Annotated in this window: 26 protein-coding genes; all 26 read right to left on the reverse strand. The window is 40.0% G+C overall.

Going from position 1 to position 26,295, the window contains the following annotated elements; all coding sequences use genetic code 11:
• Positions 1–19 precede the first annotated feature (19 nt).
• The gene (nuoK, locus tag HR057_RS09920) at positions 20–334 is read right to left on the reverse strand and encodes an NADH-quinone oxidoreductase subunit NuoK (protein ID WP_173731274.1); all 315 of its coding nucleotides are present in this window, start codon (positions 332–334) and stop codon (positions 20–22) included.
• Complete coding sequence (locus HR057_RS09925; RefSeq protein ID WP_173731275.1) at positions 327–842, reverse strand: NADH-quinone oxidoreductase subunit J; 516 nt, start codon at positions 840–842, stop codon at positions 327–329. Before HR057_RS09925 ends, nuoK begins: the two co-directional genes overlap by 8 nt.
• Positions 839–1,258 (reverse strand): NADH-quinone oxidoreductase subunit NuoI, encoded by a 420-nt coding sequence (gene nuoI, locus HR057_RS09930; protein ID WP_173731276.1) that lies wholly within the window; start codon positions 1,256–1,258, stop codon positions 839–841. The genes HR057_RS09925 and nuoI overlap by 4 nt, the downstream gene beginning before the upstream one ends.
• Positions 1,259–1,648: 390 nt before the next feature.
• Positions 1,649–2,653 (reverse strand): NADH-quinone oxidoreductase subunit NuoH, encoded by a 1,005-nt coding sequence (nuoH, locus tag HR057_RS09935; RefSeq protein WP_173731277.1) that lies wholly within the window; start codon positions 2,651–2,653, stop codon positions 1,649–1,651.
• Positions 2,653–3,756, reverse strand: a complete 1,104-nt coding sequence (locus HR057_RS09940; RefSeq protein WP_173731278.1) for an NADH-quinone oxidoreductase subunit D — start codon at positions 3,754–3,756, stop codon at positions 2,653–2,655. Before HR057_RS09940 ends, nuoH begins: the two co-directional genes overlap by 1 nt.
• A 3-nt stretch (positions 3,757–3,759) precedes the next feature.
• Complete coding sequence (locus tag HR057_RS09945; RefSeq protein WP_173731279.1) at positions 3,760–5,022, reverse strand: NADH-quinone oxidoreductase subunit C; 1,263 nt, start codon at positions 5,020–5,022, stop codon at positions 3,760–3,762.
• The gene (locus HR057_RS09950; RefSeq protein ID WP_407926123.1) at positions 5,023–5,541 is read right to left on the reverse strand and encodes a NuoB/complex I 20 kDa subunit family protein; all 519 of its coding nucleotides are present in this window, start codon (positions 5,539–5,541) and stop codon (positions 5,023–5,025) included.
• Positions 5,532–5,906, reverse strand: a complete 375-nt coding sequence (locus HR057_RS09955) for an NADH-quinone oxidoreductase subunit A (protein ID WP_173731281.1) — start codon at positions 5,904–5,906, stop codon at positions 5,532–5,534. The genes HR057_RS09950 and HR057_RS09955 overlap by 10 nt, the downstream gene beginning before the upstream one ends.
• A gap of 1,056 nt (positions 5,907–6,962) precedes the next feature.
• Positions 6,963–7,235, reverse strand: coding sequence for a hypothetical protein (locus HR057_RS09960; protein ID WP_173731282.1), 273 nt, complete (start codon positions 7,233–7,235; stop codon positions 6,963–6,965).
• 374 nt (positions 7,236–7,609) lie between these two features.
• On the reverse strand, positions 7,610–8,014 hold the full coding sequence (locus HR057_RS09965) for a F0F1 ATP synthase subunit epsilon (protein ID WP_173731283.1): 405 nt from the start codon (positions 8,012–8,014) through the stop codon (positions 7,610–7,612).
• A gap of 106 nt (positions 8,015–8,120) precedes the next feature.
• Positions 8,121–9,542 carry a F0F1 ATP synthase subunit beta gene (atpD, locus tag HR057_RS09970; protein ID WP_173731284.1) on the reverse strand — a complete coding sequence of 474 codons (1,422 nt, stop codon included), beginning with the start codon at positions 9,540–9,542 and terminating at the stop codon, positions 8,121–8,123.
• 293 nt (positions 9,543–9,835) lie between these two features.
• Positions 9,836–10,696 (reverse strand): F0F1 ATP synthase subunit gamma, encoded by an 861-nt coding sequence (locus tag HR057_RS09975; RefSeq protein ID WP_173731285.1) that lies wholly within the window; start codon positions 10,694–10,696, stop codon positions 9,836–9,838.
• Between the two features lie 142 nt (positions 10,697–10,838).
• Positions 10,839–12,347: a F0F1 ATP synthase subunit alpha gene (atpA, locus tag HR057_RS09980; protein WP_173731286.1), complete on the reverse strand. Its 1,509-nt coding sequence runs from the start codon at positions 12,345–12,347 to the stop codon at positions 10,839–10,841.
• 297 nt (positions 12,348–12,644) lie between these two features.
• Entirely contained in the window at positions 12,645–13,187 is a 543-nt protein-coding gene (locus tag HR057_RS09985) for a F0F1 ATP synthase subunit delta (protein ID WP_173731287.1), read from the reverse strand.
• A complete protein-coding gene (gene atpF, locus HR057_RS09990; protein ID WP_173731288.1) occupies positions 13,184–13,714 on the reverse strand; it encodes a F0F1 ATP synthase subunit B in 531 nt (176 codons plus the stop codon). The genes HR057_RS09985 and atpF overlap by 4 nt, the downstream gene beginning before the upstream one ends.
• A gap of 247 nt (positions 13,715–13,961) precedes the next feature.
• Positions 13,962–14,174, reverse strand: coding sequence for a F0F1 ATP synthase subunit C (gene atpE, locus HR057_RS09995; protein WP_173731289.1), 213 nt, complete (start codon positions 14,172–14,174; stop codon positions 13,962–13,964).
• A gap of 64 nt (positions 14,175–14,238) precedes the next feature.
• Positions 14,239–14,949: a F0F1 ATP synthase subunit A gene (atpB, locus tag HR057_RS10000; RefSeq protein ID WP_173731290.1), complete on the reverse strand. Its 711-nt coding sequence runs from the start codon at positions 14,947–14,949 to the stop codon at positions 14,239–14,241.
• 17 nt (positions 14,950–14,966) lie between these two features.
• Positions 14,967–15,371, reverse strand: a complete 405-nt coding sequence (locus tag HR057_RS10005; protein WP_173731291.1) for an ATP synthase subunit I — start codon at positions 15,369–15,371, stop codon at positions 14,967–14,969.
• Positions 15,372–15,779: 408 nt separating this feature from the next.
• Positions 15,780–15,977 (reverse strand): AtpZ/AtpI family protein, encoded by a 198-nt coding sequence (locus HR057_RS10010; RefSeq protein ID WP_173731320.1) that lies wholly within the window; start codon positions 15,975–15,977, stop codon positions 15,780–15,782.
• A 567-nt stretch (positions 15,978–16,544) separates the two neighbouring features.
• A complete protein-coding gene (locus HR057_RS10015) occupies positions 16,545–18,869 on the reverse strand; it encodes a S8 family serine peptidase (protein ID WP_329955866.1) in 2,325 nt (774 codons plus the stop codon).
• A gap of 663 nt (positions 18,870–19,532) precedes the next feature.
• The gene (gene wecB, locus HR057_RS10020; protein ID WP_173731292.1) at positions 19,533–20,684 is read right to left on the reverse strand and encodes a non-hydrolyzing UDP-N-acetylglucosamine 2-epimerase; all 1,152 of its coding nucleotides are present in this window, start codon (positions 20,682–20,684) and stop codon (positions 19,533–19,535) included.
• Positions 20,685–20,699: 15 nt separating this feature from the next.
• Complete coding sequence (gene upp / locus HR057_RS10025) at positions 20,700–21,329, reverse strand: uracil phosphoribosyltransferase (RefSeq protein WP_173731293.1); 630 nt, start codon at positions 21,327–21,329, stop codon at positions 20,700–20,702.
• 526 nt (positions 21,330–21,855) lie between these two features.
• Positions 21,856–23,097: a serine hydroxymethyltransferase gene (locus HR057_RS10030; protein WP_173731294.1), complete on the reverse strand. Its 1,242-nt coding sequence runs from the start codon at positions 23,095–23,097 to the stop codon at positions 21,856–21,858.
• Between the two features lie 293 nt (positions 23,098–23,390).
• A complete protein-coding gene (locus HR057_RS10035; protein WP_173731295.1) occupies positions 23,391–23,969 on the reverse strand; it encodes a TIGR01440 family protein in 579 nt (192 codons plus the stop codon).
• Between the two features lie 459 nt (positions 23,970–24,428).
• Entirely contained in the window at positions 24,429–24,869 is a 441-nt protein-coding gene (gene rpiB / locus HR057_RS10040; protein WP_173731296.1) for a ribose 5-phosphate isomerase B, read from the reverse strand.
• Positions 24,870–26,168: a methyl-accepting chemotaxis protein gene (locus HR057_RS10045; protein WP_173731297.1), complete on the reverse strand. Its 1,299-nt coding sequence runs from the start codon at positions 26,166–26,168 to the stop codon at positions 24,870–24,872.
• Between the last annotated feature and the right edge of the window lie 127 nt (positions 26,169–26,295).

Consider the following 26,295-nt stretch of genomic DNA (forward strand, 5'->3'; position numbering starts at 1 on the left):
CAGGTAGTGAGACTTTCTCCTATTTTTTCATCATATCTATTTCATCAATATTTACTGTCTTGCGGTTGCGGTATAAAGCAATTAAGATTGCAAGTCCAACTGCCACTTCAGCCGCTGCAACAGTGATTGTAAATAATGAAAAAATCTGTCCTGTGATACTTGGATTTACCCCATACTTGCTAAAAGTAACAAGGTTTAAGTTTACTGCGTTCAACATCAATTCAATACAAATCAATACGATCACGGTGTTACGTTTCGTAAGAGCACCGTACAAGCCGATGCAGAAAATGACGAGAGCAAGCACAAGGTAGACTGACATTGGTAAACTACTCATTCGCTTCGCCCTCCTTGGTATCTTTCTTTGATAAAATAATTGCACCGATTAACGCAACTAGTAATAATACTGACGTCAATTCAAAAGGAATGATGTATTTTGAATACATTTCTTTACCAATTTGGACCGCATTGTCTTCATGCAATGTCGTTGCTTGACTGCCAAATGATAAATCATTAATTGAAAAATACATCACTAGGAAGAAAGCGATAATGCCAATGGTTACAAATAATCTTTTCCAAAAATGCGGTTTTCTCACTTCTTCGTCATTATGTTTAGTGAGCATAATTCCGAATAAGATGATGATTGTAATCGCACCGGAATAGATCAATACTTGGACAATTGCAACAAATTCTGCAGACAATGTTACATAAAGTCCTGCAAAAGCTAGGAAGGTGAATACCAAGGCGACAACCATGTGGACCACCTTTGTCAAATTTAACATCAACACCCCGCCGGCAATCGCGATGAGGGCAAGGACAAAAAAGGCAAAAAGTTCTCCACTCATGGTTTATTCACCTCTCTTATATTCTCATCGTTTTCATTTAGATAGTCCAAGTCTTTGAACAAATCATCACGGCTATATTCTGCTAGTTCAAAGTTGTTTGTCATGATGATCGCTTCAGTTGGACATACTTCCGTACATAAGTCACATAAAATGCAAATTTCAAAGTTAATCGTATACGTATCTATAATTTTCCCCTTTTTATTTGGATCCGGATGTTTTTTCCCGCTCAATTTAATACAATCTGTCGGACAGATCGCCGCACATTGATTGCAAACGATACATTTTTCAGGATAAAATTTTTGGATCCCGCGAAAACGATCAGGCAAAGCCAATGGCTCATTCGGATAATCAAATGTAACCGGCTTTTTCGTTAATTCCTTCAGGGTATACTTTAAGCCTTTTACTAAGCCTTTCATGTTTCCACCCCTTTTCTTGGTGAACACTAATTTTACAAAATTTTTCAAAACCAAAACGTTCTATTTCTATTGAGTCTCTGCTCAACAAATGCCGAAAGATTATTGATGAGACTTCGAATCTATCCCAAACCGACAACTAGTCATAGATATGACAATAATCTAGAATTTCTTTTCGTGCATTTCATATGTAATACTTCGATAAAGTCCCGCATTTTTACCGTGTCCAATTTTCTTGATTATGCCCGACTGTTTTTTCTTATGTTATTTGTATTACATATGTAATTCCTTTTAATCTATAGGAATTAGTTTTACCAGATGAAATTCCATTATGAAACATCAAAAAACAGTTCTTTTGTTCTTCATCTGCTTCCAAAACGTTTGGGATTGATTTTACATAAACAATTCCTTAATTAAAGCTGATAGGAATAAGTTTGCTAACGCAATTGGCAAGAGCACTTTCCACGCGAATTCCATCAAAGTGTCTGCTTTAAAACGAGGGAATGTTGCGCGGAACCAAATGAAAATATAAACGATTAAGCTAAACTTGAGGGCAAACCAAACAGCCCCTGGAATAAAGCCTAATCCAGGAATTGGATTCCAACCGCCCAAAAACAATACCGTAATTAGCGCTGACATTGCAAATAAATAAACGTATTCAGCTAACATGAAAAAGGCCATACGGAAACCCGAATACTCTGTATGGTACCCTGCAACAAGCTCAGATTCTGTCTCTGGCAAGTCGAAAGGAATCCGTGCCAATTCAGCATTAGCAGCTGCAAAAAACACTAAAAAGCCGATTGGCTGCAAGAAAATGAACGCCCATTTTTCTTGTGCCGCCACGATATCGTTTAAGTTCATGCTTCCTGTAAACAGGATGACACCTAAAATAGACATAACAAGCGGAATTTCATAAGAAATCATTTGCGCACCAGCACGCATACCGCCTAGCAATGAATATTTGTTGTTTGATGCCCATGAAGCCATTACAATACCGACGATGGACATACCGGACAAAGCAATGTAGTAAAGAACCCCAACATTTAGGTCTGCAAACTGATATTTATCTGTAAAAGGAATTGTTGCAATAACCATGAAAGATGGGACAAAAGCAATAACTGGCGCTAGTAAAAACAGCGGTTTATCAACAGCTTTTGGAATGATGTCCTCCTTTACTAACAATTTGAGAACGTCCGCCACTGTTTGTAGTAAACCCCAGCGCCCCCCGAGTTTATTCGGACCAACCCGCGATTGCATGAACGCGAGCACTTTCCGTTCTGCCAAAATACAGTAAGCAACGAATGCTAGAATAACAACGAATAGCAACAATGCTGCTAATAGAAAATAGATCCCAAAATTTAAGAGACTTGGAGGTGAATGTAAAAGCGATTGGATCATTATCCGTCTACCTCCCCTAATACGATATCAATACTTCCTAGAATGGCCACCATGTCCGAAATGTTTTGCCCTTCAATCAGCTTTTTGAAAATTTGCAGATTGTAAAAGCTTGGGCGACGCCATTTAATACGATATGGCTCTTTTTTGCCATCGCTGTATATATAGCAGCCAATTTCACCGCGCGCACCTTCGATACGAGTGAACGCTTCACCTTTAGGCGCTTTAATGATCTTTGGAACTTTTGCCATGATCTCGCCTGATTTTGGAATTTGTTCGCAAGCCTGTTCAATTATTTTCAAAGATTCTTCGACTTCTCTCATACGGCAGTAATAACGGTCAAAAACATCGCCGTTTTCGCCGACAGGGACATCAAAATCAAAACGGTCATATACAGAATATGGTTCATCTTTGCGCAAATCCCATTTTACACCTGTACAGCGTAAGTTTGGACCGCTCAATGAATAATTGATTGCTTCTTCTTTCGTATACACACCGATGCCTTTTACACGTGTAAGGAAAATTTCATTTCCAGTTACAAGGTCATGATAGCTTCTTGCTTTTTCACGCATATATGGCACAAAATCTTTTACTTTTTCAATCCAGCCGTCTGGTGCATCCCATTTCACACCGCCAACGCGCATATAGTTAAACGTAATCCGTGCACCTGACAATTCATTTAATAGATTCAAAATCATTTCCCGTTCACGTAATGCATATAAGAACGGACTTGTTGCACCCATGTCCATGAGGAAAGAACCGAACGCGATCAAGTGGCTGGCAATGCGGCCAAGCTCCATAGCAATGACACGCAAATATTCAGCACGTTCAGGTACTTCGATTCCCATCATCGTTTCAACTGTATGGCAAACGGTATAGTTGTTTGTCATTGCAGACAAATAGTCCATCCGGTCTGTGTAAGGAATGATTTGAGTGTATTGCAGGCTTTCCGCCAGCTTCTCCGTACCACGATGCAAATAACCGATCACAGGTGTAGCTTCTTTAATGATTTCACCATCAAGTTTTAAAACAACCCGGAATACACCATGTGTACTTGGATGCTGAGGGCCAACGTTGAGTAGCAATTCTTCTGTTTTATAAGCCATCTGCTACACCTCCACATCATACTGCTCGTAATCTTTGCGAAGAGGGTGTCCGACCCAATCGTCTGCAAGCATGATTCGTTTTAAGTTTGGATGATTTTTATATTTAATGCCTAGCAAATCGTATGATTCACGTTCCGGCCAGTCAGCGCCTGCCCAAAGCGGCGTTAGTGAATCAATTTCCGGATTGTCGCGGTCGATTTTTACTTTTAATGCGACAGATTGACGGTTTTTATAAGAGTACAGATGGTTGTAAACTTCCATATGTGTTACAAAGTCCGTACCATGATGTTCTGATAAATAATCAAAGCCAAGCTGTTCGTTATATTTTAGGAATTCAGCGATTTTATAATAAGTTTCCGGCTTTGCTACAAGTGTTGGAACATCTTTTGAAAGTCTATTGATATACGCATCTTCAAGGACATCTTCCCCAAGATGGTCTTTAATCACTTTCATATACTTATCTAAATAAGGTTGATTTGGAGATGGAGCTTCTGCACTTTCAGCACCTGCATCTGCAGCACCACCACCGGCTTTCGCTTTTGCAAGGGCTGCTGCTTTTGCTTTGGCAGCGGCAATTGCTTTCGCTTTTGCGTCATCGCCGTCTGCTCCAGCTGTTTTTCCTGCAGCAGCTGCTTTTGCCTTCGCAGCCGCAGCGGCTTTTGCTTTGGCAGCGGCGATTGCTTTTGCTTTCGCGTCATCACCTTCTGCTTCAGTTGCTTGTCCTGCAGCAGCTTTCGCTTTTGCAGCAGCGGCAGCTTTTGCTTTCGCGGCTGCAGCGGCTTTCGCTTTCGCAGCAGCTAGTGCTTTAGCCTTATCGTCTTCTCCTTCTGATTCTGCTTTTTCCCCTTCAGACTGAGCGGCTTTTGCCTTCGCAAGGGCTGCTGCTTTTGCTTTCGCGGCCGCGGCTGCTTTCGCCTTCGCATCTGCTAGTGCCTTCGCTTTATCGTCTTCTCCTTCTGATTCTGCTTTTTCCCCTTCAGATTGAGCGGCTTTTGCCTTTGCTAGAGCAGCTGCTTTTGCTTTTGCGGCTGCGGCTGCTTTCGCTTTTGCATCTTTTAAATCTTCCGCATTGGCTGCATCAGAACTTGCAGTTGTTTCAGGAGCTTCATTAGCTGTTACTTGAGCTGAACTTGCTTCGTTTGCATCAGCACCTTCGTTTGAAACTGCTCCTTGTTTTTTTTGCAATTCTTGCATTTTGCGCAATGCAGCAGCTTTTGCCCGTTCAGCTGCTTCCTTCTTTAATTGTTCTAAATCTTTATCGCTCATCTATTCAATCACCCGCTTCCCAATCTTTGCTTCTAGGCGGATTTTTTCTTCTAATTTATGCAACCCATAAATTAAGGCAGCCGGATTTGGTGGGCAGCCTGGAATATAAACATCTACAGGAACAATTTGGTCTACCCCTTTAACAACGGAGTAGGATTTTACATATGGACCGCCGGCTGTTGCACAGACACCCATGGCAATAACCCATTTTGGTTCTGGCATTTGATCGTAAAGACGACGCACAATTGGTGCCATTTTCTTTGTAACAGTTCCGGCAACGATCATACAGTCTGCATGACGAGGTGATGCACGGAAAACCTCCTTCCCAAAACGGGATATATCAAAGTGTGCTCCACCTGCCGCCATCATTTCAATGGCACAACAAGCAAGCCCGAAGGTCATTGGCCAAATAGAGCCTCTGCGAGCCCATGCTTTAATTTGTTCTACAGTTGTTAAAAACACATTGCGATTTAATTCTTCTTGTTCTTCCGGTGTAATATCTTGCAATATTAAGTCCACTTTAACACCTTCTTCTTCCATGCGTATACTAGACCAATGATAAGCATAACAACGAAAATCAACATTTCAATTAGTGCAAAAATGCCAAGTTTATCATACGCAACTGCCCAAGGATATAAGAAGACAGTTTCTACGTCAAAAATTACAAACATTAACGCAAAAATATAGTAACGGACATTAAATTGGACCCTTGAATCATGGAAAGGGTCAAGACCGCTTTCATATGTTGTACGCTTTTCATCAATCGGGTTGTAAGGACGAAGGAATCTACCTAACGTCAGCGCACCAACTGGTAAAATAATCCCCAACAATAAAAAAACAACAACAATTAAATAATTGTTTTGGTACAGCAGTAAACTGTCCATACCATCCCCCCCAAATCGGATTTTCGAATTTTTAATGCCGACCTTATTATAGCAAATCACCAATTAGGTGTCGACAAACGTTCAAAAATATCGCAAAAAAATGTGGTAAAACATTTTTGGAACAATTGACAAATTTTCTTATATTTTTCTTATCAAGTGATTTTTGTCACAGTAATTCTTTGCCAATCGAAAGAAAGAGATAGATATTATTATTTCAATATATTAATTTTTATCATATTTTTTCTAGAATTTTCTTTATTTTTTGTCTGTTTGCGAGTGGTTTTCAGTTTTTGTCAGATGATTGTAGCGGCAAATTCAGAAGAGAAATAGGATTGATGGTTTTCTAGTTTTTTACAGCTTGTAGGACCTTCCCTCAAGAAGAAGAGCTATTAATACCTGGGAAATAGTTATTAAAAATAGAAGTTTTATAAAAATAAGAACAGAAGAAACGTAGGAATTCTCAGCTTTGTCCATTGCAAAACTATTCATTTACTACTTTCCAGAGGGCTTTAATACCTGGACAACATCAATTCAGCTAAGTCGTTTCAGCCCCTTATAATAGATATGGAAAATCAACAAGTTTCATTCTCCATTTGCGTAATACTCTATTTAAAATATGTGAACAACACCAGACGGTGGAGTAGCTTTGTTTATGGAGTTTAAAAATGACTGGTTTTCTAAAAACAGATACACTAAGTTTTTAGGTTTCTTTTCATTTTGGGTTGTTGGGCAAAAATACATGCAGTCGGATTTTTTTTTTGGAATCTAACAAACCGCTTGTAAGAAAAATTCGATGTACTAGAGGTTTTGCTTTCTTTTTTTATGCGAAAAAAGGCGTGAAAATTTTTAAAACAAAAGTTCATGAATGTTTTCGATGAAAGCTCATTTGAAATTATTTTCATTCTGGGTTGCGATCGTTAACCCCATGAATGTTTTTAGACCTTTTATCTAGGATCCTTTTCTGGTTACCTTATTCAGTCGAACTTCTAAAACCAAGGAACAACATTCAATATAGGGTATCGCATTTCTATAATTCCCTGCCCTATTTAATATGTTCTATATTTCAACCTCTATTTTTTCGGCTCTGAATCTCATGAACGGAACACTCCATTCAATGATTGCGTGCTTTTCATTTTTATTTGTTTCCGCACTGTTTATTATGAACAGCGCATCTCCATTCAATGATAGAGTACTCATCATTTTGATTTGTTCCGCACTGGATCTCATGTACAGCGCATCCCCATTCAATGATAGAGCATCATCATTTTTATTTGTTTCCACACCGTATCTTATGAACAGCGCATCCCCATTCAAGGATAGAGTACTCATCATTTTGATTTGTTTCCACACCGTATCTTATGAACAGCGCATCCCCATTCAATGATAGAGTACTCATCATTTTGATTTGTTTCCACACCGTATCTTATGAAAGGCGCACCATTCAATGGTAAGGTGCTTGTCATTTTTTTGCACCGAATCCATGAACTAGTTCCTTATTTAATACTAGGAAGAATTCGATTTCTTCGTCTTTTTACGATTTAACGTGGCTTCTCATAATTATCCATAGTAAACAAATTTTATCTATCATTTAACTTTCGCTACCTTTACAAACCCAAATGCATGATCGCAACATTCCGCAAGTCCGCATTGCAAAAAAATAAACCTAAAGAAAGATCACAATGATCTTCTTTAGGTTTAGTTTATTAGAGGCCGCCGCCTACTCTTAAACGGTTCATTGCCCGTTTTAATGCAAGCTCAGCACGTTTGAATTCAACATCGTCAGCTTTTGCTTGTGCCAAGCGGCGTTCTGCACGTTCTTTAGCGGCACGGGCACGATCTATATCGATGTCTTTTGCTAATTCAGCTGCTTGAGCTAAGATTGTTACTTTATCAGGTCGTACTTCAACGAAGCCGCCGCTAACGGCAACTAGTTCTGTCTTTCCACCGCTTTTTAGACGAACAGCGCTGATGGTTAATGGAGCAACTAACGGAATATGTCCAGGTAAGATCCCTAGCTCACCGCTTACTGCTTTTACACTTACCATTTCAACGTCTGTTTCAATGACGGCGCCATCAGGAGTAACTACACTGACTTGAATTGTCTTCATTAGATAACCTCCCATTCTAGAAGGTGATTCCAAACAATATGAGAATTTTGAGAAGGTGCCGCTTTAAGCAACCAACACGGCCCCTCTCAAATCCCAACGGTCACTTCTAGAGATTCGCCTGCATAGCTTTTGCTTTTTCAACAACTTCTTCGATGCGTCCAACGAGACGGAATGCGTCTTCTGGAAGATCGTCGTATTTTCCTTCAAGAATTTCTTTAAATCCGCGCACTGTTTCTTTTACAGGAACGTATGAACCAGGTTGACCTGTAAATTGCTCAGCAACGTGGAAGTTTTGTGATAAGAAGAATTGGATACGGCGAGCACGAGCAACGACTAATTTATCTTCGTCTGAAAGCTCGTCCATACCTAAGATTGCGATAATATCTTGTAATTCTCTGTAACGTTGTAATGTTTGCTGTACTTGACGAGCAACGTTGTAATGTTCTTCACCAACGATTTCTGGCGCCAATGCACGAGAAGTAGATGCAAGTGGATCCACCGCTGGGTAAATACCCATCTCAGAAAGTTTACGCTCAAGGTTTGTTGTTGCATCCAAGTGAGCGAATGTAGTTGCTGGCGCTGGGTCTGTATAGTCGTCCGCAGGTACGTAAATCGCTTGGATTGATGTAACTGAACCTACGTTTGTAGATGTAATCCGTTCTTGTAATTGACCCATTTCAGTTGCAAGAGTTGGTTGGTAACCTACCGCAGATGGCATACGGCCTAATAGCGCAGATACCTCAGAACCTGCTTGTGTGAAACGGAAGATGTTATCGATAAAGAATAACACGTCTTGGCCTTGCTCATCACGGAAATATTCAGCCATTGTCAAACCAGTCAATGCAACACGTAGACGCGCACCTGGCGGCTCGTTCATCTGACCGAATACCATCGCTGTTTTATTGATAACGCCTGAGTCGCTCATTTCATGGTAAAGGTCGTTACCTTCACGTGTACGTTCACCTACACCAGCGAATACAGAGATACCGCCGTGCTCTTGCGCGATATTGTTAATTAACTCCTGAATTAATACTGTTTTACCTACACCGGCACCACCGAACAAGCCGATTTTTCCACCTTTGATATAAGGTGCAAGCAAGTCTACAACTTTAATACCTGTTTCTAAGATTTCAACTTGTGTTGATAAGTTTTCAAAAGATGGTGCTGGACGGTGAATTGGATCGCGGCGTGCATCTTCAGGGATGTCACCTTTTAAGTCAATTGGTTCCCCTAATACGTTGAATACACGTCCAAGAGTTACGTCACCAACTGGTACTGAAATTGGGCCACCAGTATCAATGACCTCCATACCGCGAATCAAACCATCTGTTGAGTCCATCGCAACTGTACGTACTGTATCGTCGCCTAGATGAAGGGCAACTTCCAATGTCAAGTTGATGTCAACTTCATTTTCATTGCGCGCTTTATGTTCAATTTTTAGGGCGTTGTATAATTCAGGAAGCTTGCCGCTTTCGAATTTTACGTCTACAACCGGACCTAAAATTGCTGTAATGCGTCCTTTATTCATCGCTTTCCCCTCCTAACAAATTTGTTCCAACGAACCATTCCGTCCACTTCTTGCCGGCATTTTGTGGTATGTAAGCACCCGTCCAATTTCCGTTCAATTAAAATCGGGTGCTGTAAACCGCTTAGTATAAAAATGCCGTTTGAAAAATTAGCTTTACTTATAAAATTCCTAGCTAACCGAGTGATGGAAGCAGCTTCTCTAAATGAAAAGCCTGCCATAAATGGTTTAAAAATATGCTCAAGTTTGACCTCTTGCCAAACAATGTTCCAATTGATTAAAAGGTCCCGATAGTCCTATTCTAGAGCTGCTGCACCGCCGACAATTTCTGTAATTTCTTGAGTAATCGCTGCTTGGCGAGCACGGTTGTAAGACAATGTAAGCACATCGATCAACTCGCTTGCGTTGTCGGTTGCATTTTTCATCGCAGTCATCCGTGCAGCATGTTCACTTGCCTTTCCATCGAGCAGCGCACCGTAAATTAAACTTTCAGCATATTGTGGCAGCAATGTTTCTAAAATTTCTTCTTGTGATGGTTCATATTCGTATGAGCTCAATTTTGTATTGCCTTCAGCAATATCTGTTAGCGGCAATAATTTTTTCACAGTTACTTCTTGTGAGATTGCGCTAATATAATGGTTGTAGTACATGTACAGCTCATCAAATGTTCCATCCGCAAACATACCAACAGCTTGGCTCGCTAAGTTTTTAATATCAGCAAATGCTGGTTGGTCAGCTAATCCAGTAATATCTTTAACTACTGGCATATTCCGCTTTTTGAAAAAGTCGCGGCCAATTCGTCCGATTGCAAAGATTGCGTATTCATCTGTTGATTTATGACGTTCTTTGATTACTTGATAAACTGTACGCAATACGTTACTGTTATAAGCTCCTGCCAATCCACGGTCTGATGTAATGACTAAATAACCTGTCTTTTTCACAGGTCTTGACTCAAGCATAGGATGGCGGACACCTTTGCTTCCAAGAGCGATGCTAGCAACAACTTCTTGCATTTTTTCCATGTAAGGATAGAATGATTTTGCATTTTCTTCCGCGCGGGAAAGTTTTGAAGCAGATACCATGTGCATCGCTTTTGTAATTTGCATCGTTTTCTTTGTTGAATTAATCCGTTGTTTTATATCACGTAATGAAGCCACTCGTTTCACCACCTTTTATCGGGGTTAAGGGACGGTGATATCCGATCCACCGCCACCTTTTTATCTTAAATTGCATTTTCTATTTACTATTCGGCGTTTCGAATGTACGAGCACAAAATTTTACTCCGCCATTTTATTAAAATTACTCAGAAACTGCAAATGTCTTTTTGAAGTCATTGATTGCTCCTGTGATGACATCATCTGCAGGAAGATCTTTTGTTGTGCGAATATGTTCAAAGATATCGTTGCGGTTTACTTCGATCCAAGCATAAAGCTCTTCTTCGAAACGTTTGATATCCGCAACTGGAATATCGTCTAGCAAGCCTCTTGTTAATGCATAAAGAATTGTTACTTGTTTTTCAACTGCAAGCGGCTTGTGTAAACCTTGTTTTAATACTTCAACCGTACGAATACCGCGGTTGAGTTTTGCTTGTGTAGCTTTATCTAGGTCTGAACCGAATTGAGCGAATGCTTCAAGTTCGCGGTAAGAAGCAAGGTCAAGACGAAGTGTACCTGCAACTTTCTTCATCGCTTTAATTTGCGCAGAACCACCTACGCGTGATACTGAAAGACCTGCGTTGATCGCTGGACGTACCCCAGAGAAGAACAAGTCTGATTGTAAGAAGATTTGTCCGTCTGTAATAGAGATAACGTTTGTTGGGATGTACGCAGAAACGTCCCCAGCTTGTGTTTCGATGAATGGAAGTGCAGTCATAGAACCGCCGCCTAAATCATCGCTAAGTTTTGCTGCACGCTCTAACAAGCGAGAGTGCAAGTAGAATACGTCCCCTGGATATGCTTCACGGCCTGGAGGACGACGTAATAGCAATGAAAGCTCACGGTATGCAGCTGCTTGTTTTGATAAATCATCATAAATGATCAATACGTGTTTGCCGTTGAACATGAAGTGCTCGCCCATTGATACACCAGCGTATGGAGCTAGATATAATAGTGGAGCTGGTTGTGATGCAGAAGCTGTTACAACGATTGTATATTCTAATGCACCATGTTTACGTAATGTTTCAACAACACCGCGTACTGTTGATTCTTTTTGTCCGATAGCAACATAGATACAAATCATATTTTGATCTTTTTGGTTGATGATTGTGTCAATTGCTACCGCTGTTTTACCTGTTTGACGGTCACCGATGATTAACTCACGTTGTCCGCGTCCGATTGGCACAAGTGCGTCAATCGCTTTAATACCTGTTTGTAATGGCTCATGAACGGATTTACGTGCCATTACACCAGGAGCTTTTACTTCAATTGGACGAGTTTGTTTTGTTTCAATTGGTCCTAATCCGTCAACTGGAATACCTAATGGGTTTACAACACGTCCTAATAGTTCTTCACCTACAGGTACTTCCATGATACGGCCTGTTCGACGAACTTCGTCACCTTCACGAATACCTGTAAATGGTCCTAGAATAACGATACCAACGTTGTTTTCCTCTAAGTTTTGGGCAAGACCCATGACACCGTTAGAGAATTCAACAAGTTCTCCTGACATTACGTTATCAAGACCATGAGCACGTGCAATACCGTCACCAACTTGGATAACAGTACCAACATCATTTACTTCGATTTCAGACTGATAGTTTTCAATTTGCTTTTTTATCAGCGCACTAATTTCTTCTGCTTTGATGCTCATGTATTTCACCCCTAACTTCTAAGCTTTTTGATGGTTTTATTGTCTTGGTCGTTCGATTTGCACCGGATCTATTTTTAAAACAGCGAGTTTTGATGAACTGAATTTTTACAATTAAAATTTTTTATAGCTCATCAACCGTGAAAACATTTTAACTTTTCACGTTTAGCGAAATTTCCTCGATCAATAGAGGGCATTGTTCACCAGTTTTGTCTAGCGGCGCTTTAAAGATTGCCTGTCCTTTTTCGTAACAGCATATTTTCAGCACGCTTTTATGCTGGCTTCCAATCGATCAACCATTTATTTTGCTTGCAATAATTGACGTTCAATCCGCTCTAATTTGCCTTTAACACTGCCATCATAAATAGTATTGCCGATACGCAATTTAATACCGCCAATTAAGCTATTGTCTACGATATTTTTAATACGCAACTCGGATTTGCCGATTTTTTTCGCAAAAACTTCAGAAAGTGCTTGTTCTTCATCAGCTGTTAATGGGCGAACTGAGTACACTTTCGCTTCAGCAATGCCGCGCGCTTCATTGGCAAGAAGAAAATATTGTTCAGCAATTTCGAGCAATAAATCCTCACGTTTGCGATCAATTAATAAAAGAATTGTGTTCACTAATGTTTGTGATGCATCTTTGAACACATCTTTCACAAGCGCTTTTTTTGCATCTTTAGAAACTTTTGGATGTTTCAAGATCGTTAAAAATTTAGGATTTTCATTCAATACTTGTTCAACAACTTTTAATTCTTGTTCTAATTGCTCTAATAGATTTTGTTCTTTTGCTAATTGATAAAGAGCTAAGGCATAGCGACTTGCGACAGCATTTTGACTCATCGCTCTTCGCCTACCTCTTTAATGTATTCATTGATCAATTTTTGTTGATCTTGTTCAGTTAACTCTTTTTCAATTACTTTAGACGCAATTAGCACAGATAATGAAGCAACTTGTTCGCGTAATGCTGCGATTGCTTGTTCTTTTTCTTGTTGAATTTCTTTTACTGCTGCATCTTTAATACGAGCTGCTTCAGCTTTTGCTGCATCGATAATTTCTTTTTGTTGTTGTTCGCCAAGTTTTTTCGCATTTTCAATAAGTTCTTGCGCTTCTTGACGAGCTGCTTTTAAGCTTTCTGCTTGTTCAGCTGCAAATTTTTCAGCTTCTTTGCGGCTTCTTTCAGCTGCTTCAATTTCATTTGCAATATGCTCTTCACGCTGTTTCATGATACCCATTAATGGGCCGAATGCGAATTTACGAAGCAATGCTAATAAAATGATGAACATTAAAAGCTGAAAAACAATATCCCCAGTGTTAATACCTGTGTGACCTGCTTCAGCTGCTCCCAATACTAAAAAGTCTAGTGACACTGTATTTCACTCCTTTCAATACGTGCCTTTCGCTAAATAAATATCATTTTGTTCATATATCTTTTGTAAAAATTAGTTCAGTTATTTTCTAGGTTTAAGAGTAATAAAATTTTTTCATAGAGAAAGGCTACATAAAGGAATGGCGAAGGATCTCGCTTAGATTCGATCTTTCGCCATTTTGAACTAAGGTCCTGGATCCTTGTAGCCTATACTTCATGTTGGCAAGCATCGCTTTGCACTAGGACCATTAAGAACCAAGTACGATAAATGCGATAACTACGCCGATGATCGGTAATGCTTCTACTAACGCAACCCCGATGAACATAGTTGTTTGAAGAGTACCGCGAAGCTCTGGTTGACGAGCAATCCCTTCTACTGTACGTCCTACGATAAGACCGTTACCAATACCAGCACCTAGTGCTGCTAAACCTACCGCAATTGCTGCTGCTATTAAATTCATTTAAAAGTCCTCCCTTTTTTCATGAAAATAATTTTTAATTTATTATAATAGTGTTTTTATATGATTAATGGTCATGGCTCACTTTATGTGACATATAAACCATTGTTAACATTGTGAAGATAAACGCTTGGATTGTACCAACGAAGATACTGAATCCTTGCCAAACCATCATCGGTATCGCACCGCCAATTGCGCCGCCAATACCACTTGTCATTAATCCTGCAAGTAATCCTAGCAAGATTTCACCTGCATAAATGTTACCATAGAGACGCAAACCGAGAGTTAGAGTGTTTGCAAACTCTTCGATAACTTTTAGTGGGAATAAAAACTTCATTGGAGAGAAGAATGTACTTCCGTAATGTTTTACTCCCCGTAATTTAATTCCATAGTAATGTGTCAAGCCAACAATCATGACAGCCAATGTTAATGTAATTGTTGGATCGGCTGTTGGTGATTTCCACCATAATTCACCATTCACTGATACTGAGAATGGCAAACCTAACATGTTGGCAACAAAGATGTACATGATTAATGTCATCCCTAAAGTTAGGAATCGGCCACCAGTATTCCAGTCCATTGTACTTCCGATAATGCCTTTGACGAAATCCATCACCCATTCCAAGAAGTTTTGCATCCCAGTTGGGCGAAGTTGCAAAGATCTAGTTGCTGCAATAGCAATTAGGAAAACAATGACAGATGTTACTGTGACCATTAATACATTGGATAAATTAAAAGTAAGTCCAAGAAATTCTACGATTGGAGCACCATGATGCACTTTATTTCACCTCTCTTTCAGTTTTTCCGGATGGATTGAAAAAGAAAATCTATCATAATGACGAAATGGTATGTCATTAATCCGATAATTACGCTTAGAAGGTGAAAAGTTTCAGGATATCGCGTTGCAATCACCACTGCCAGCGCAGCCGCTGCAAGTCGATTGAGTGAACCGAGAGATTTTACTTTCTTTTTCTTTTCATGAGGTTGTTTTTTTGCGTTTTCAATAATTGTTTGGCCAAGACGGTTCACTTTGCGATGCATAGACCATAAATTGTATGTACTGATAACAGTTCCCAGTATTAACCCTAAAAAAATGTGTTGATATGGTGTAAACCCCCATCCAATCACAAATATTGCCAGTAAATTCAAAATTATCTTTATTTGTCTGATGAAAATTTGATTATATTCGTTATTCATCATTACTCCCTTTTAGTTTCTACGAATTTTTAATCTGGCAGGGGTTTATCTAACCGATGTTCTAGCTGTTTGCCGTGTGTTGTGTTTTATGGGAATGCCATTTCACGGTTCACGATTGATTTGATCGCATGCACAAGGGCCAATTGCAAAGCAAAATTGGGCGCAAGGGCACACTTCCACCATCCATCGTACACATGTGAACGCACTTTTCGGCACACCTAAAAAAAGGCAAAATGCTTTCCTAGGAGCTTTGCACTTTTCCAACCAAGCATACAAGCTCACAAATCGGATGGTTATTATTTGCCATAACTGGTTATACTGATTGATGTGTTTTTAAAAAGCGAGATTTTCTATTAAATTTTCAATTCATCAAGTATTAAACATTACTTAGGATGGTTTCTTTGCCAACCATTATTCATCTTTATTGCCTTCGGTAAATGTCTTGATTAGCCGCAACATACTGTAAATGCCGGCAGCTAGTCCAAGAAAAAGGCCTATAATCAAAAATAATGGCAACGTTCCTAACTTGGCATCCACCCATTTACCTAGAAATAAACCGATTAAAATTGATCCGACTAATTGAGCAGAAATGGCCGACATTAGCGCCATAGCCTTATAAGGATTTTTAGACCGCTTGTCATCGCTCAAAGAAAACGCCCCTTCTGCTTTTCTCCATACTTCGACAAGTATGTACGGTTTATCTTTTCCCTTTTCACACCTTTTTTAGCATACAATAGGGCACTTTTAATGTCAATCCATTTTCAATGCAAAACGTCACATATATGTCAAAATTTCGGTGCCGCTCCGTAGTTTACGAAACGAAGATTGAGACTATAAAGCGGCACTTTCTGCATGGTTACTGGACCCGCTAGTTTTGCTACTGGTAGAAAGTTACAGATGAGATAGCTGCGGTGTGGGGTCAGGCTCTTCTGTGGCACCATCTGCGGGGCGGGGTCAGACCCTTCTGTGGCACCTTCTCCGGCACCGTCTGCCATGCGGTGACAGACCCCTCTACTGCACCTTCTCCGGCACCATCTACCGTGCGGTGACAGACCCCTCTCTGGCACCTTCTCCGGCACCATCTACCGTGCGGTGACAGACCCCTCTACTGCACCTTCTCCGGCACCATCTACCGTGCGGTGACAGACCCCTCTACCGTACCTTCTCCGGCACCATCTACTGTTCAGGTCCAATTTTGATTGTGGTCCTTTGGGTTGTTTCTTTGCCGTCTTTGGTGGCGTATACGACTGCTAGGTATTCGCCATTTGGGAACGGGATTTCTTCGCGTTTCTTTCTTTGTTCGATGAGTCCTCGATTTACATTGGTTTCATGCAGTAAAACTCCCACAAATTTCAAAGTTGTTGGATCAAAAAGGGCAACCCCCAACTCATCGGCACCTTCCGGCAAATAAAGCTCATATTTGTACATTTCAGCACCTGGCTGGTAACACTCCCGATCATGTTCACTAGCTTGAGGACGACACCCATCCTCATCTATTTCAAATGAAAAGCCCATTACCCGCGGATAATCAGCATCACCGACGATATACATGTAAGGGAGCATGATTGAATCTCCGCCGAGCACTTCCAATTGCAAATGGCCAAAATAGATACCTTCTTCCACCAGCTTTGTATCGACTTCGATCGCGAGCGCCAGTTTCCTTTTTTCCTTCGGCTCCAAATAAAACGATAACGGCACTTGCCATTTTATCCCTTTTTCCATTCGGGGAACAGCAAACGAAAGTTTTTTCACCTGCTGGGATTTATTTTCCACCGTAAGTTCTACCGTCTTCTCAACCACTCCACTTTTTGGCCTGACCGCACCAAACGCAAGCGCCCCGGGAATTGCGAGCACTTCCGCTTTGATGGCCCGATCGACTTGAATGCGTCCAGCCCCTTGCTCATATGGGTTATAAAAGTTTTCATTCTCATCAAAAATAGGCTTTGCTGTATTCATCAGAGCTGCTTTGACTTCTTCCGGCCCCCAGTCTGGGTGAGCTTGTTTTATGAGTGCTGCTGCCCCGGCCACGTGCGGTGCTGCCATGCTAGTCCCTTGCAATGCCGTATAACCATACGGAACCGTACTGTCGATTTTTACTCCCGGCGCCACAACATCTGGTTTAATTCCCCACGTGTGTGTAACCGGTCCACGCGAACTAAATGGCGCCAACCGATCCTCGATTTTGATTTTTTTTATTACAGCCCAATCATGTCCTTTTTCAATTTCCTTTTTCAAAAAAAGCCCATCTTCTCGAGATAAAGCCACCGCAGGAATTGTAATGGCTTCCTCAAGGCTGCCAAAAAACGATCCTTTCTCATTATTAAAAATTAAAACTGCTTTTGCTCCTTTGGCGTAGGCGTTTTTAACTTTTTGAGTAAAAGAAATCTCCCCCCGTTCAAGCAATACAATTTTATTTTTCACATCACGAAGTTCATCAGGGCGGCCTAAGCCTCCAAAAACTATTTGGTGTCCTTTCGAGATATTCCACGGAACGGATCCTTGCAGCGGCTGAAGATAAATAGTTTTTTTCGGAGCAAGTGCAATCATTAAAACCGGAATTTCAAGCGGAGGTGTAGACGCACCAACAGAAATAGCCTTTTCAGATGTTCCTGGAGAACCGACCGTCCAAATATTCGGACCAGAATTTCCACTAGAAGTGACAGCAATAACACCTTTTTCAACAGCTTTATCAAGCGCCACGCTTGTCGGATAATCCGGTCCATTGACGGAACTTCCTAGGGAAAGATTAATAATATCCATGCCATCTTCCACTGCTTTTTCAATTGCAGCAATTACATGATCAGACGTCCCATATCCCCCTGGACCAAGGGCACGGTACGCATATATTTCAGCATCCGGCGCAACACCAAGATACTTCCCATTGGCAGCAATAATCCCTGCCACATGCGTCCCATGTATAGTCACCTCTCCTTGGCCTTTTACAGTTTCCATCGGATCTTCATCTTCATCAATTACGTCATAACCTCCCCTGTAATTACGGATCAGATCGGGATGGTTATAGTCGATGCCTGTGTCGATCACTCCGATTTTTACGCCTTTTCCAGTGAGACGCTTATTTTCTTCGTCAAACTCCCCACGCAAAAGCGTCCCGCCAATAAACGGTACACTTTCATCCAACTCCACTTTGTATGTATAAACGGGATCAATGCGCTTCACGCCATATTGATGTTTCATTTTTTCCACTTCATCTTCAGTTGCCAATACAGAAACACCTTTAAAAACCGTGTCGTACACTCGGGCGATTTTTACATTTGGATGTTTTTTTCTCAACTGATCAATCATTTCAAGCTTTTCTACTTCTATGATGAACTTTTTCACGTTTGATTGTGGTGATTCAACATTTATGTTTATTGGATTCACTTTTTCTACTTTCGGTTTTACTTCAATGGAACTTTGAATCGAATGAGAGGCAATAGCTGTTGGTCCATTAAGGAATATGAAGGGCATCAAAAAGAAGATTCTCCACAATTTTTTTTCCATAATAATGACACGCTCCTTTAACGTGTATAGTGCCACAATCATGGAATTTTCATGTAACCCTTTTCAGAAGCAATAACACACCATTAGAATTCTGTACTATTCCGTTTTCCTTGAAAAAATTTCAAAAGTATATAAATCTACTTGCATACAAATCGAACATAAGATTTTATAAAAGTTTTATATTTTTTTGTCGTGCGTATCGTATTTCTTCCTATTTATATAAGCATTTTTTTGAATGATTCTTTCTACAAATTTAATAAAATATCATTGGTTCGAAACACGTTTTTCTTTATTTATAAAACAGGGAAAGAGACAGCTTTACTAAGGAAGCTTTTTAACTTTCCCATCTTTAAGTAATTTTTTATATAAAAATAATGTTTTTGCCCTAGATCACGGTGCTGATGAAAAATGTTTTTTACGCTTTTGGGAAGGGGAACATAGTTTGTTAATAATAACGCAAAATTCCAATAAAACAAATTCACAATCGCTTAAAACCAGTCTTCACACAAATAAAAAGGGCCGTTCAAAGCCGGAATTGTCGACCTCAAACGCCCTTCTAGTTTTTTTCGTTTTGTCTCTTGAGTTGTTTTTTCTACTTTTTGTTATGAAACTTTTTGGTATACCAAACTATTTTTTAATAATAATCAAATAGTACTGTTGCGACTATTTTTTATATAAAAACGGCGCTGGACGCTCATCTATTTGTCCAAAATAAAAGCGAATGGCTTCTGCGATGCGGCTGCTAGCATTTCCATCCCCATATGGGTTTGATGCTTTAGCCATTTTTTCATATTCAGCAGGATCTGAAAGGAGTTCAGCGGCCAAACGGTATATTGTATCTTCATTCGTACCTGCAAGCTTCAGCGTTCCAGCTTCGATGCCTTCCGGACGCTCTGTCGTATCACGAAGAACGAGAACTGGCACACCAAGAGAAGGAGCTTCTTCTTGAATACCGCCGGAATCGGTTAAAATCAAGTAAGCGCGGGATGCAAAATTGTGAAAATCTATTACATCAAGCGGTTCGATCAACTGAATGCGCTCATGACCACCCAAAATTTCAGCTGCAATTTCACGCACAGCCGGATTTAAGTGAATTGGGTAAACGACTTCAACATCTGGATATTCATCCACAATCCGGCGAATCGCCCGAAACATATTGCGCATTGGTTCACCGAGGTTTTCACGGCGATGAGCGGTCACCAGTACAAGACGGCCACATCCTACTTTTTTCAAAACTTCATGTTCATAATCAGCTTTTACCGTTGTTTTCAACGCATCAATAGCTGTATTTCCTGTAATAAAAATATCTTTTTCATTTTTATTTTCACGAACAAGGTTTTCATACGCTTTTTCTGTCGGCGCAAAATGAAGATCCGCAATGACACCAGTGAGCTGGCGATTCATTTCTTCTGGAAATGGAGAGTATTTATTCCATGTTCGAAGTCCGGCTTCTACATGGCCGACAGCCACCTGATTATAAAAAGCAGCAAGGCTAGCGATAAACGTTGTCGTTGTATCTCCGTGTACGAGAACGATATCCGGCTTTACCTCTTTTATAACACGGTCAAGACCTTCAAGGCCTCTCGTTGTTACATCTACTAATGTTTGCCGCTCTTTCATAATGTTCAGGTCATAATCAGGTTTTACTTGAAAAATTTCTAAAACTTGATCAAGCATTTGACGATGTTGGGCAGTTACTGCCACGATCGACTCAAATTGATCAGAACGTTTATTTAATTCAAGCACGAGCGGACACATTTTAATCGCTTCCGGCCGTGTCCCGAAAGTTGTTAAAACTTTGATCCGTTTTGACATTTTTTTCACTCCAAATTATTTTGTCCCAAACAAGCGGTCTCCTGCATCTCCAAGACCTGGTACGATATAGCCATGGTCGTTCAGTTTTTCGTCCAAACCAGCAATAAAAATATCAACATCTGGGTGTTCTTTTTGCACAGCTTCCACACCTTCAGGAGCTGCAATTACGCACATTAATTTAATATGCTTTGCTCCACGGTTTTTCAAAGAAGTGATAGCCGCAACAGCAGAACCTCCTGTTGCCAACATCGGATCTAGCACGATAAATTCACGTTCTTCAACATCAGATGGAAGCTTCACATAATATTCGACAGGTTTCAATGTCTCCGGATCGCGATATAGGCCAATATGACCTACTTTAGCGGCAGGGATAAGTTTCAAAATGCCATCAACCATTCCAAGGCCGGCACGTAAAATTGGAATTAAGCCTAGCTTTTTACCAGCAATCACTTTTGCTTTCGCTGTAGCAACCGGTGTTTCTACAGTTACTTCTTCAAGAGGCAAATCACGTGTAGCTTCAAAGGCCATTAGGCTAGCAATTTCATCAACCAACTCACGAAATTCCTTTGTGCCCGTATTTTTGTCACGAATCATTGAAAGCTTATGTTGGATTAACGGATGATCAAACACATGAATTTTTCCCATTCGAAACGTCTCCTTTACTTGTTTTCCCAATATGTATGTTGCCCTATTTTCCACTGAAAAAATGGACATCCCTAATTTAGTGTTGGAGCTAACATAATAATATTTTGGCTAATTCAGTCAAAATACGTCTGTATTTGTCTAATAAATTGTAAAATAAAAAAACGTCATAAACAAGGGAAATAGGAAAAGTCACTATTTTTAAACAACTACAGGAGAGGGTACAGGAGACGGTACAGGAGAGGGGTCTGACACCCTACCCCAGATGGTGCCGCAGATGGTACCAGAGACGGTACTCCAGAGGGGTCTGACACCCTACCCCAGATGGTGCCGGAGATGGTGTCAGAGACGGTACTCCAGAGGGGTCTGGCACCGTACCGCAGATGGGGCCGGAGACAGCTTTAGCTTTACACAAAAAGGGGAACTCCATTGAGATGCAAACGCGCATCCCAATGGGTTCCCCTATTTATTAGAATTAGATATTCATGTTTTATCAGGTTATTCTCATTATTGACAAAAATCGCGATTATTATTTATTTGGATAAAGCGGGATTTTCTTTGTCAATGCTTCTACACGTTTAGCTGCTTCAGCCAATTTTTCTTCGTTGTCAACATTTTTCAATGTTAGGCCGATGATCGCTGCGATTTCATCCATTTCTTCTAATCCGAAGCCACGGCTTGTAACAGCAGCTGTACCGATACGGATACCGCTTGTTACAAATGGGCTTTCTGGATCATACGGAATTGTATTTTTATTTACAGTGATACCCACATCATCCAACGCTTTTTCTGCAACTTTTCCAGTAAGTCCTAAATTACGAACGTCAACTAACATTAAATGGTTGTCTGTACCACCTGAAACTAATGTTAATCCTTCTTTTTGCAAACCTTCAGCTAGACGCTTAGCGTTGTTAATAATGTTTTGCGCATACTCTTTGAAGCTATCTTGCAATGCTTCTCCTAGTGCAACAGCTTTAGCAGCGATAACATGCATTAATGGCCCGCCTTGGATCCCTGGGAAAATTGCTTTATCAATTTTTTGCGCAAATTCTTGTTTACATAAAATCATACCACCACGTGGACCACGCAAGGTTTTGTGAGTAGTTGTTGTTACGAAATCAGCATAAGGTACTGGATTCATGTGGAAACCAGCAGCCACTAGTCCAGCGATGTGTGCCATATCAACCATTAAATACGCGCCAACTTCATCAGCAATTTCACGGAATTTTTTGAAATCAATTTCACGCGGATATGCACTTGCACCAGCAACGATCAATTTTGGTTTATGTTCTTTTGCTTTAGCTAAAACATCATCATAGTCAATACGATGAGTTTCCTTATCCACACCATAAGCAACGAAATTGTATTGAATACCACTAAAGTTCACAGGGCTTCCGTGCGTTAAATGGCCCCCGTGTGATAAGTCCATACCAAGAACCGTATCGCCGTGCTCTAAAATCGTGAAATAAACAGCCATATTTGCTTGGGCACCTGAATGTGGCTGAACGTTTACATGTTCCGCACCAAAAATTCGCTTCGCACGATCTCTTGCAATGTTTTCAACTACATCAACGTACTCACAGCCTCCATAATAACGACGACCAGGATAACCTTCCGCGTACTTGTTTGTTAACACCGATCCTTGTGCTTCCATTACAGCTTCACTTACAAAATTTTCAGACGCAATTAGTTCGATTTTATTGCGCTGACGTCCAAGTTCATCTTGGATTGCTTGAAATACTTCCATGTCTTGATTTTTTAAATAGCTCATGATTTCCTCCTAAAAATATATATAAATTTATTAAAATCCGAATATTAACACTCGTCCACCATTGTATCATATTTGTTTTCAATAAAAAACAGAAAATATTTCTTCTTAAGAAAGTTTACTCACTATTATTTCCGAATTTAATTGGTTGTATCAAATTTAGCTTGCTTTAAAATCCGAAAATTTAATCAAAAAAATAAACTTTTATGACTACCAATCGTATGTTTTTTATCCAAAATAATAGATGGATTCCCCTTCAGTTTCCTTATGCGGGGAATCCATGTTAATATAGAAATCTAACCATTGCAAATGGTATTTTCCTTGTTTTCCGAATAAACAGCACGTTCACCACCAATAAGTTTCGGTCTTGTTCGAGCCATTGTCACGTGCGCTTGGCCAATTTCCTTTACTTTACTGCGAACAGGCACTGCAACATGTTTTAAGTGCATGCCGATCAATGTATCGCCAATATCGATGCCTGCATCAGCTTTTATAAATTCAACCACTTGCGGATGATTCAAATGTTTATACGCATAGGCTGCCATTGCTCCACCTGCTTTTTTAACAGGAATGACAGTTACTTGTTCCAACCCTTTTTGTTGAGCCGTTTCTTTTTCAACGACTAGCGCTCGGTTCAAATGTTCACAGCATTGAAAAGCAAGATGTACCCCTGTTTTTTTTCTAAAATTGTCGAATACTTCAAACAGCACCGGTGCAAGTTCTTCAGAGCCCGCTGTACCAATTCGTTTTCCAATAATTTCGCTCGTGCTGCAACCAATAACGAGAATGTGCTCGCTAGTTAAACTAGCTGCTGCCTGCAAATCATCTAACGCTGCTTGCAACTGGCTTTGAATCTCCTGTAAATTGATGTCCATTGAAAACCCACTCCTTTTTCAAACACATCAAGCGATGACGCTTATTTTGCAAAACTTGCGTGAAGACGCTGAGATATTTTTTCTATAAAACCATTGATGATCTTCCGCTGTCAATCCTAATCGAAAAGCATTTTTCCCCGTTTTTTTCATAAGAAAACATTCATGTTTTTTGCCCAAAGACTTCACGAATATTATCTCTGCCTTATTTTCACGAAAAAATGATATCCTCTAAAACCTGCTCTTTTGTCAAATCCTCCAAGCGAATGACGTTCTATTTTACAAAACATGCCTAATGACTCTTCAACATTTTCTATAAAAAACATTGATGCCCTTTCGTTCACAACCCAGAATGTAAATACCTTTTTTCCTATACTAAACCTATAAAAATAGCAGGTACGTATACCTGCTATCGTTGTTCCTAGTCATCATAAAGCTCCAACTATGTGATTTTTTTCGCTCTTACTTATTCTCATAATCAGTGATTTTATTAACACGATTTAAATGGCGGCCGCCTTCAAATTCCGTCGTGAGCCAAACTTTTGCGATTTCTCTCGCTAATCCTGGTCCAATTACACGCTCGCCCATCGCTAAAATATTGCTGTCATTGTGCTCACGGGTTGCTTTTGCACTGAATACGTCATGAACAAGTGCACAACGGATTCCTTTCACTTTATTAGCTGCAATGGACATGCCAATACCAGTTCCGCAAATAAGAATCCCACGATCAAACTCGCCGTTTGCTACTTTTTCAGCAACAGGGATTGCATAGTCTGGATAGTCTACAGAAGTGCTGCATTCACAGCCAAAATCTTCATATTCAATCCCCATTTCATCCATCAACTTTTTAATTTCTTCACGAATATGTATGCCTCCATGATCGGAAGCGATTGCGACTTTCATTTATTTACCTCCTAGTTGAAATTGATTGATTGTTTGTTTCAATGTTTTTGCTTGTGTAGATAATTGTACAGCAATTTGGGCAATATCATCAATCAGTGCAGCTTGTTCCATTGTAGCTGAAGCAATTTGCTCTGCACCAGCTGATGTTTCTTCGGCAATCGCTGCCACCTCTTCAGATTCATTTTGTGTTAGTTGAATATACTTCATTTGTTTTTCCGCAAAAACAGCTATTTTTTGAACGGCTTCTTCCATTTTGTGAACGGATTCCGTCATTTCCTGAATAGCTTTATTCGTTTCCAAACCTTTTTCTGCACCTTCGTTCGCAGCTTCCACTTGACCAAGAATTTGATCTACTACACTTTTCACTTCAGCTTGAATGTTTTCAATTAACCCCGTTATGCCTTGAACAGCATTTCTGCTTTGTTCTGCAAGCTGGCGAACTTCTTCTGCAACGACTGCAAATCCTCTACCATGTTCCCCAGCACGGGCCGCTTCAATGGACGCATTTAGTGCAAGCAAGTTCGTTTGGTCAGCAATATCACCAACTAGTGAAATGATATTTTCAATTTGCTTTGCATTTTTTTCAAGCCGTTCAACAGCCACCAATGATGCTTGGTTGTCTTTCACTAATTTTTCAATTCCCTCGACAAGCGAATGAATGACTTTTTTGCTATTTTCCAAAGATACAACCATTTGGGCGGATACTTCTTGAGAATCGGTTGCTTGCTTTAAAACTTGCTGAGAAATTTCTGTCACATTGTTGATTGATTCAACGGTCGATGTGATGGCGCAAGCTGACCGCTCAGCACCTTTAGCAATTTCCTCAAGTGTTTTTGAAATGCTATCCGCTTGATCTGCTGCCGATCTTGACGCTCCTGTAATTTTTTCAACATAATTATTCGTCATTTTAAAATTTTCGTCTATATTGATTACCATCGTTCGTAATGAGCGCAACATATGGTTAAACGCAAGTCCTAAAGATCGAATTTCATCATCGGATTTTGATACTTTGACATCTTCGCGAATATCACCCTCAGCGGCTTTATGGACAGCTTCTTCAAGAATTTCCAATGGTTTTACAATGAGTCCAGCCGCAAAATAACCAAGAATGCCGGACCATACAATTCCCAATAACAACGTTAAAACGGTGAATAATTCTTCGCTTATTGAAATAAAGTTATTAACAAAATCATAAAGAACGTAAATATAAAATCCACTTGTAGTATACGTAATGATTGAAACAATCGTTATAAAAACAACTACTTTCAGTCGCAAGCTAAACTTATATTTTTTTTTCATATTTTTTTAGTTGCCTCCTGTTGTAATACATAATGTATTACAGTATCCTCAATTCTTTGCACCTTTTTAAGGTCATACGCTTTTTTTATAGCAACAAAATAATCTAAAAAAAGAAACGTAATTATTT

It is taken from the genome of Calidifontibacillus erzurumensis (assembly GCF_013303125.1).
GTDB classification, from domain to species: Bacteria; Bacillota; Bacilli; order Bacillales; family Bacillaceae_J; genus Calidifontibacillus; species Calidifontibacillus erzurumensis.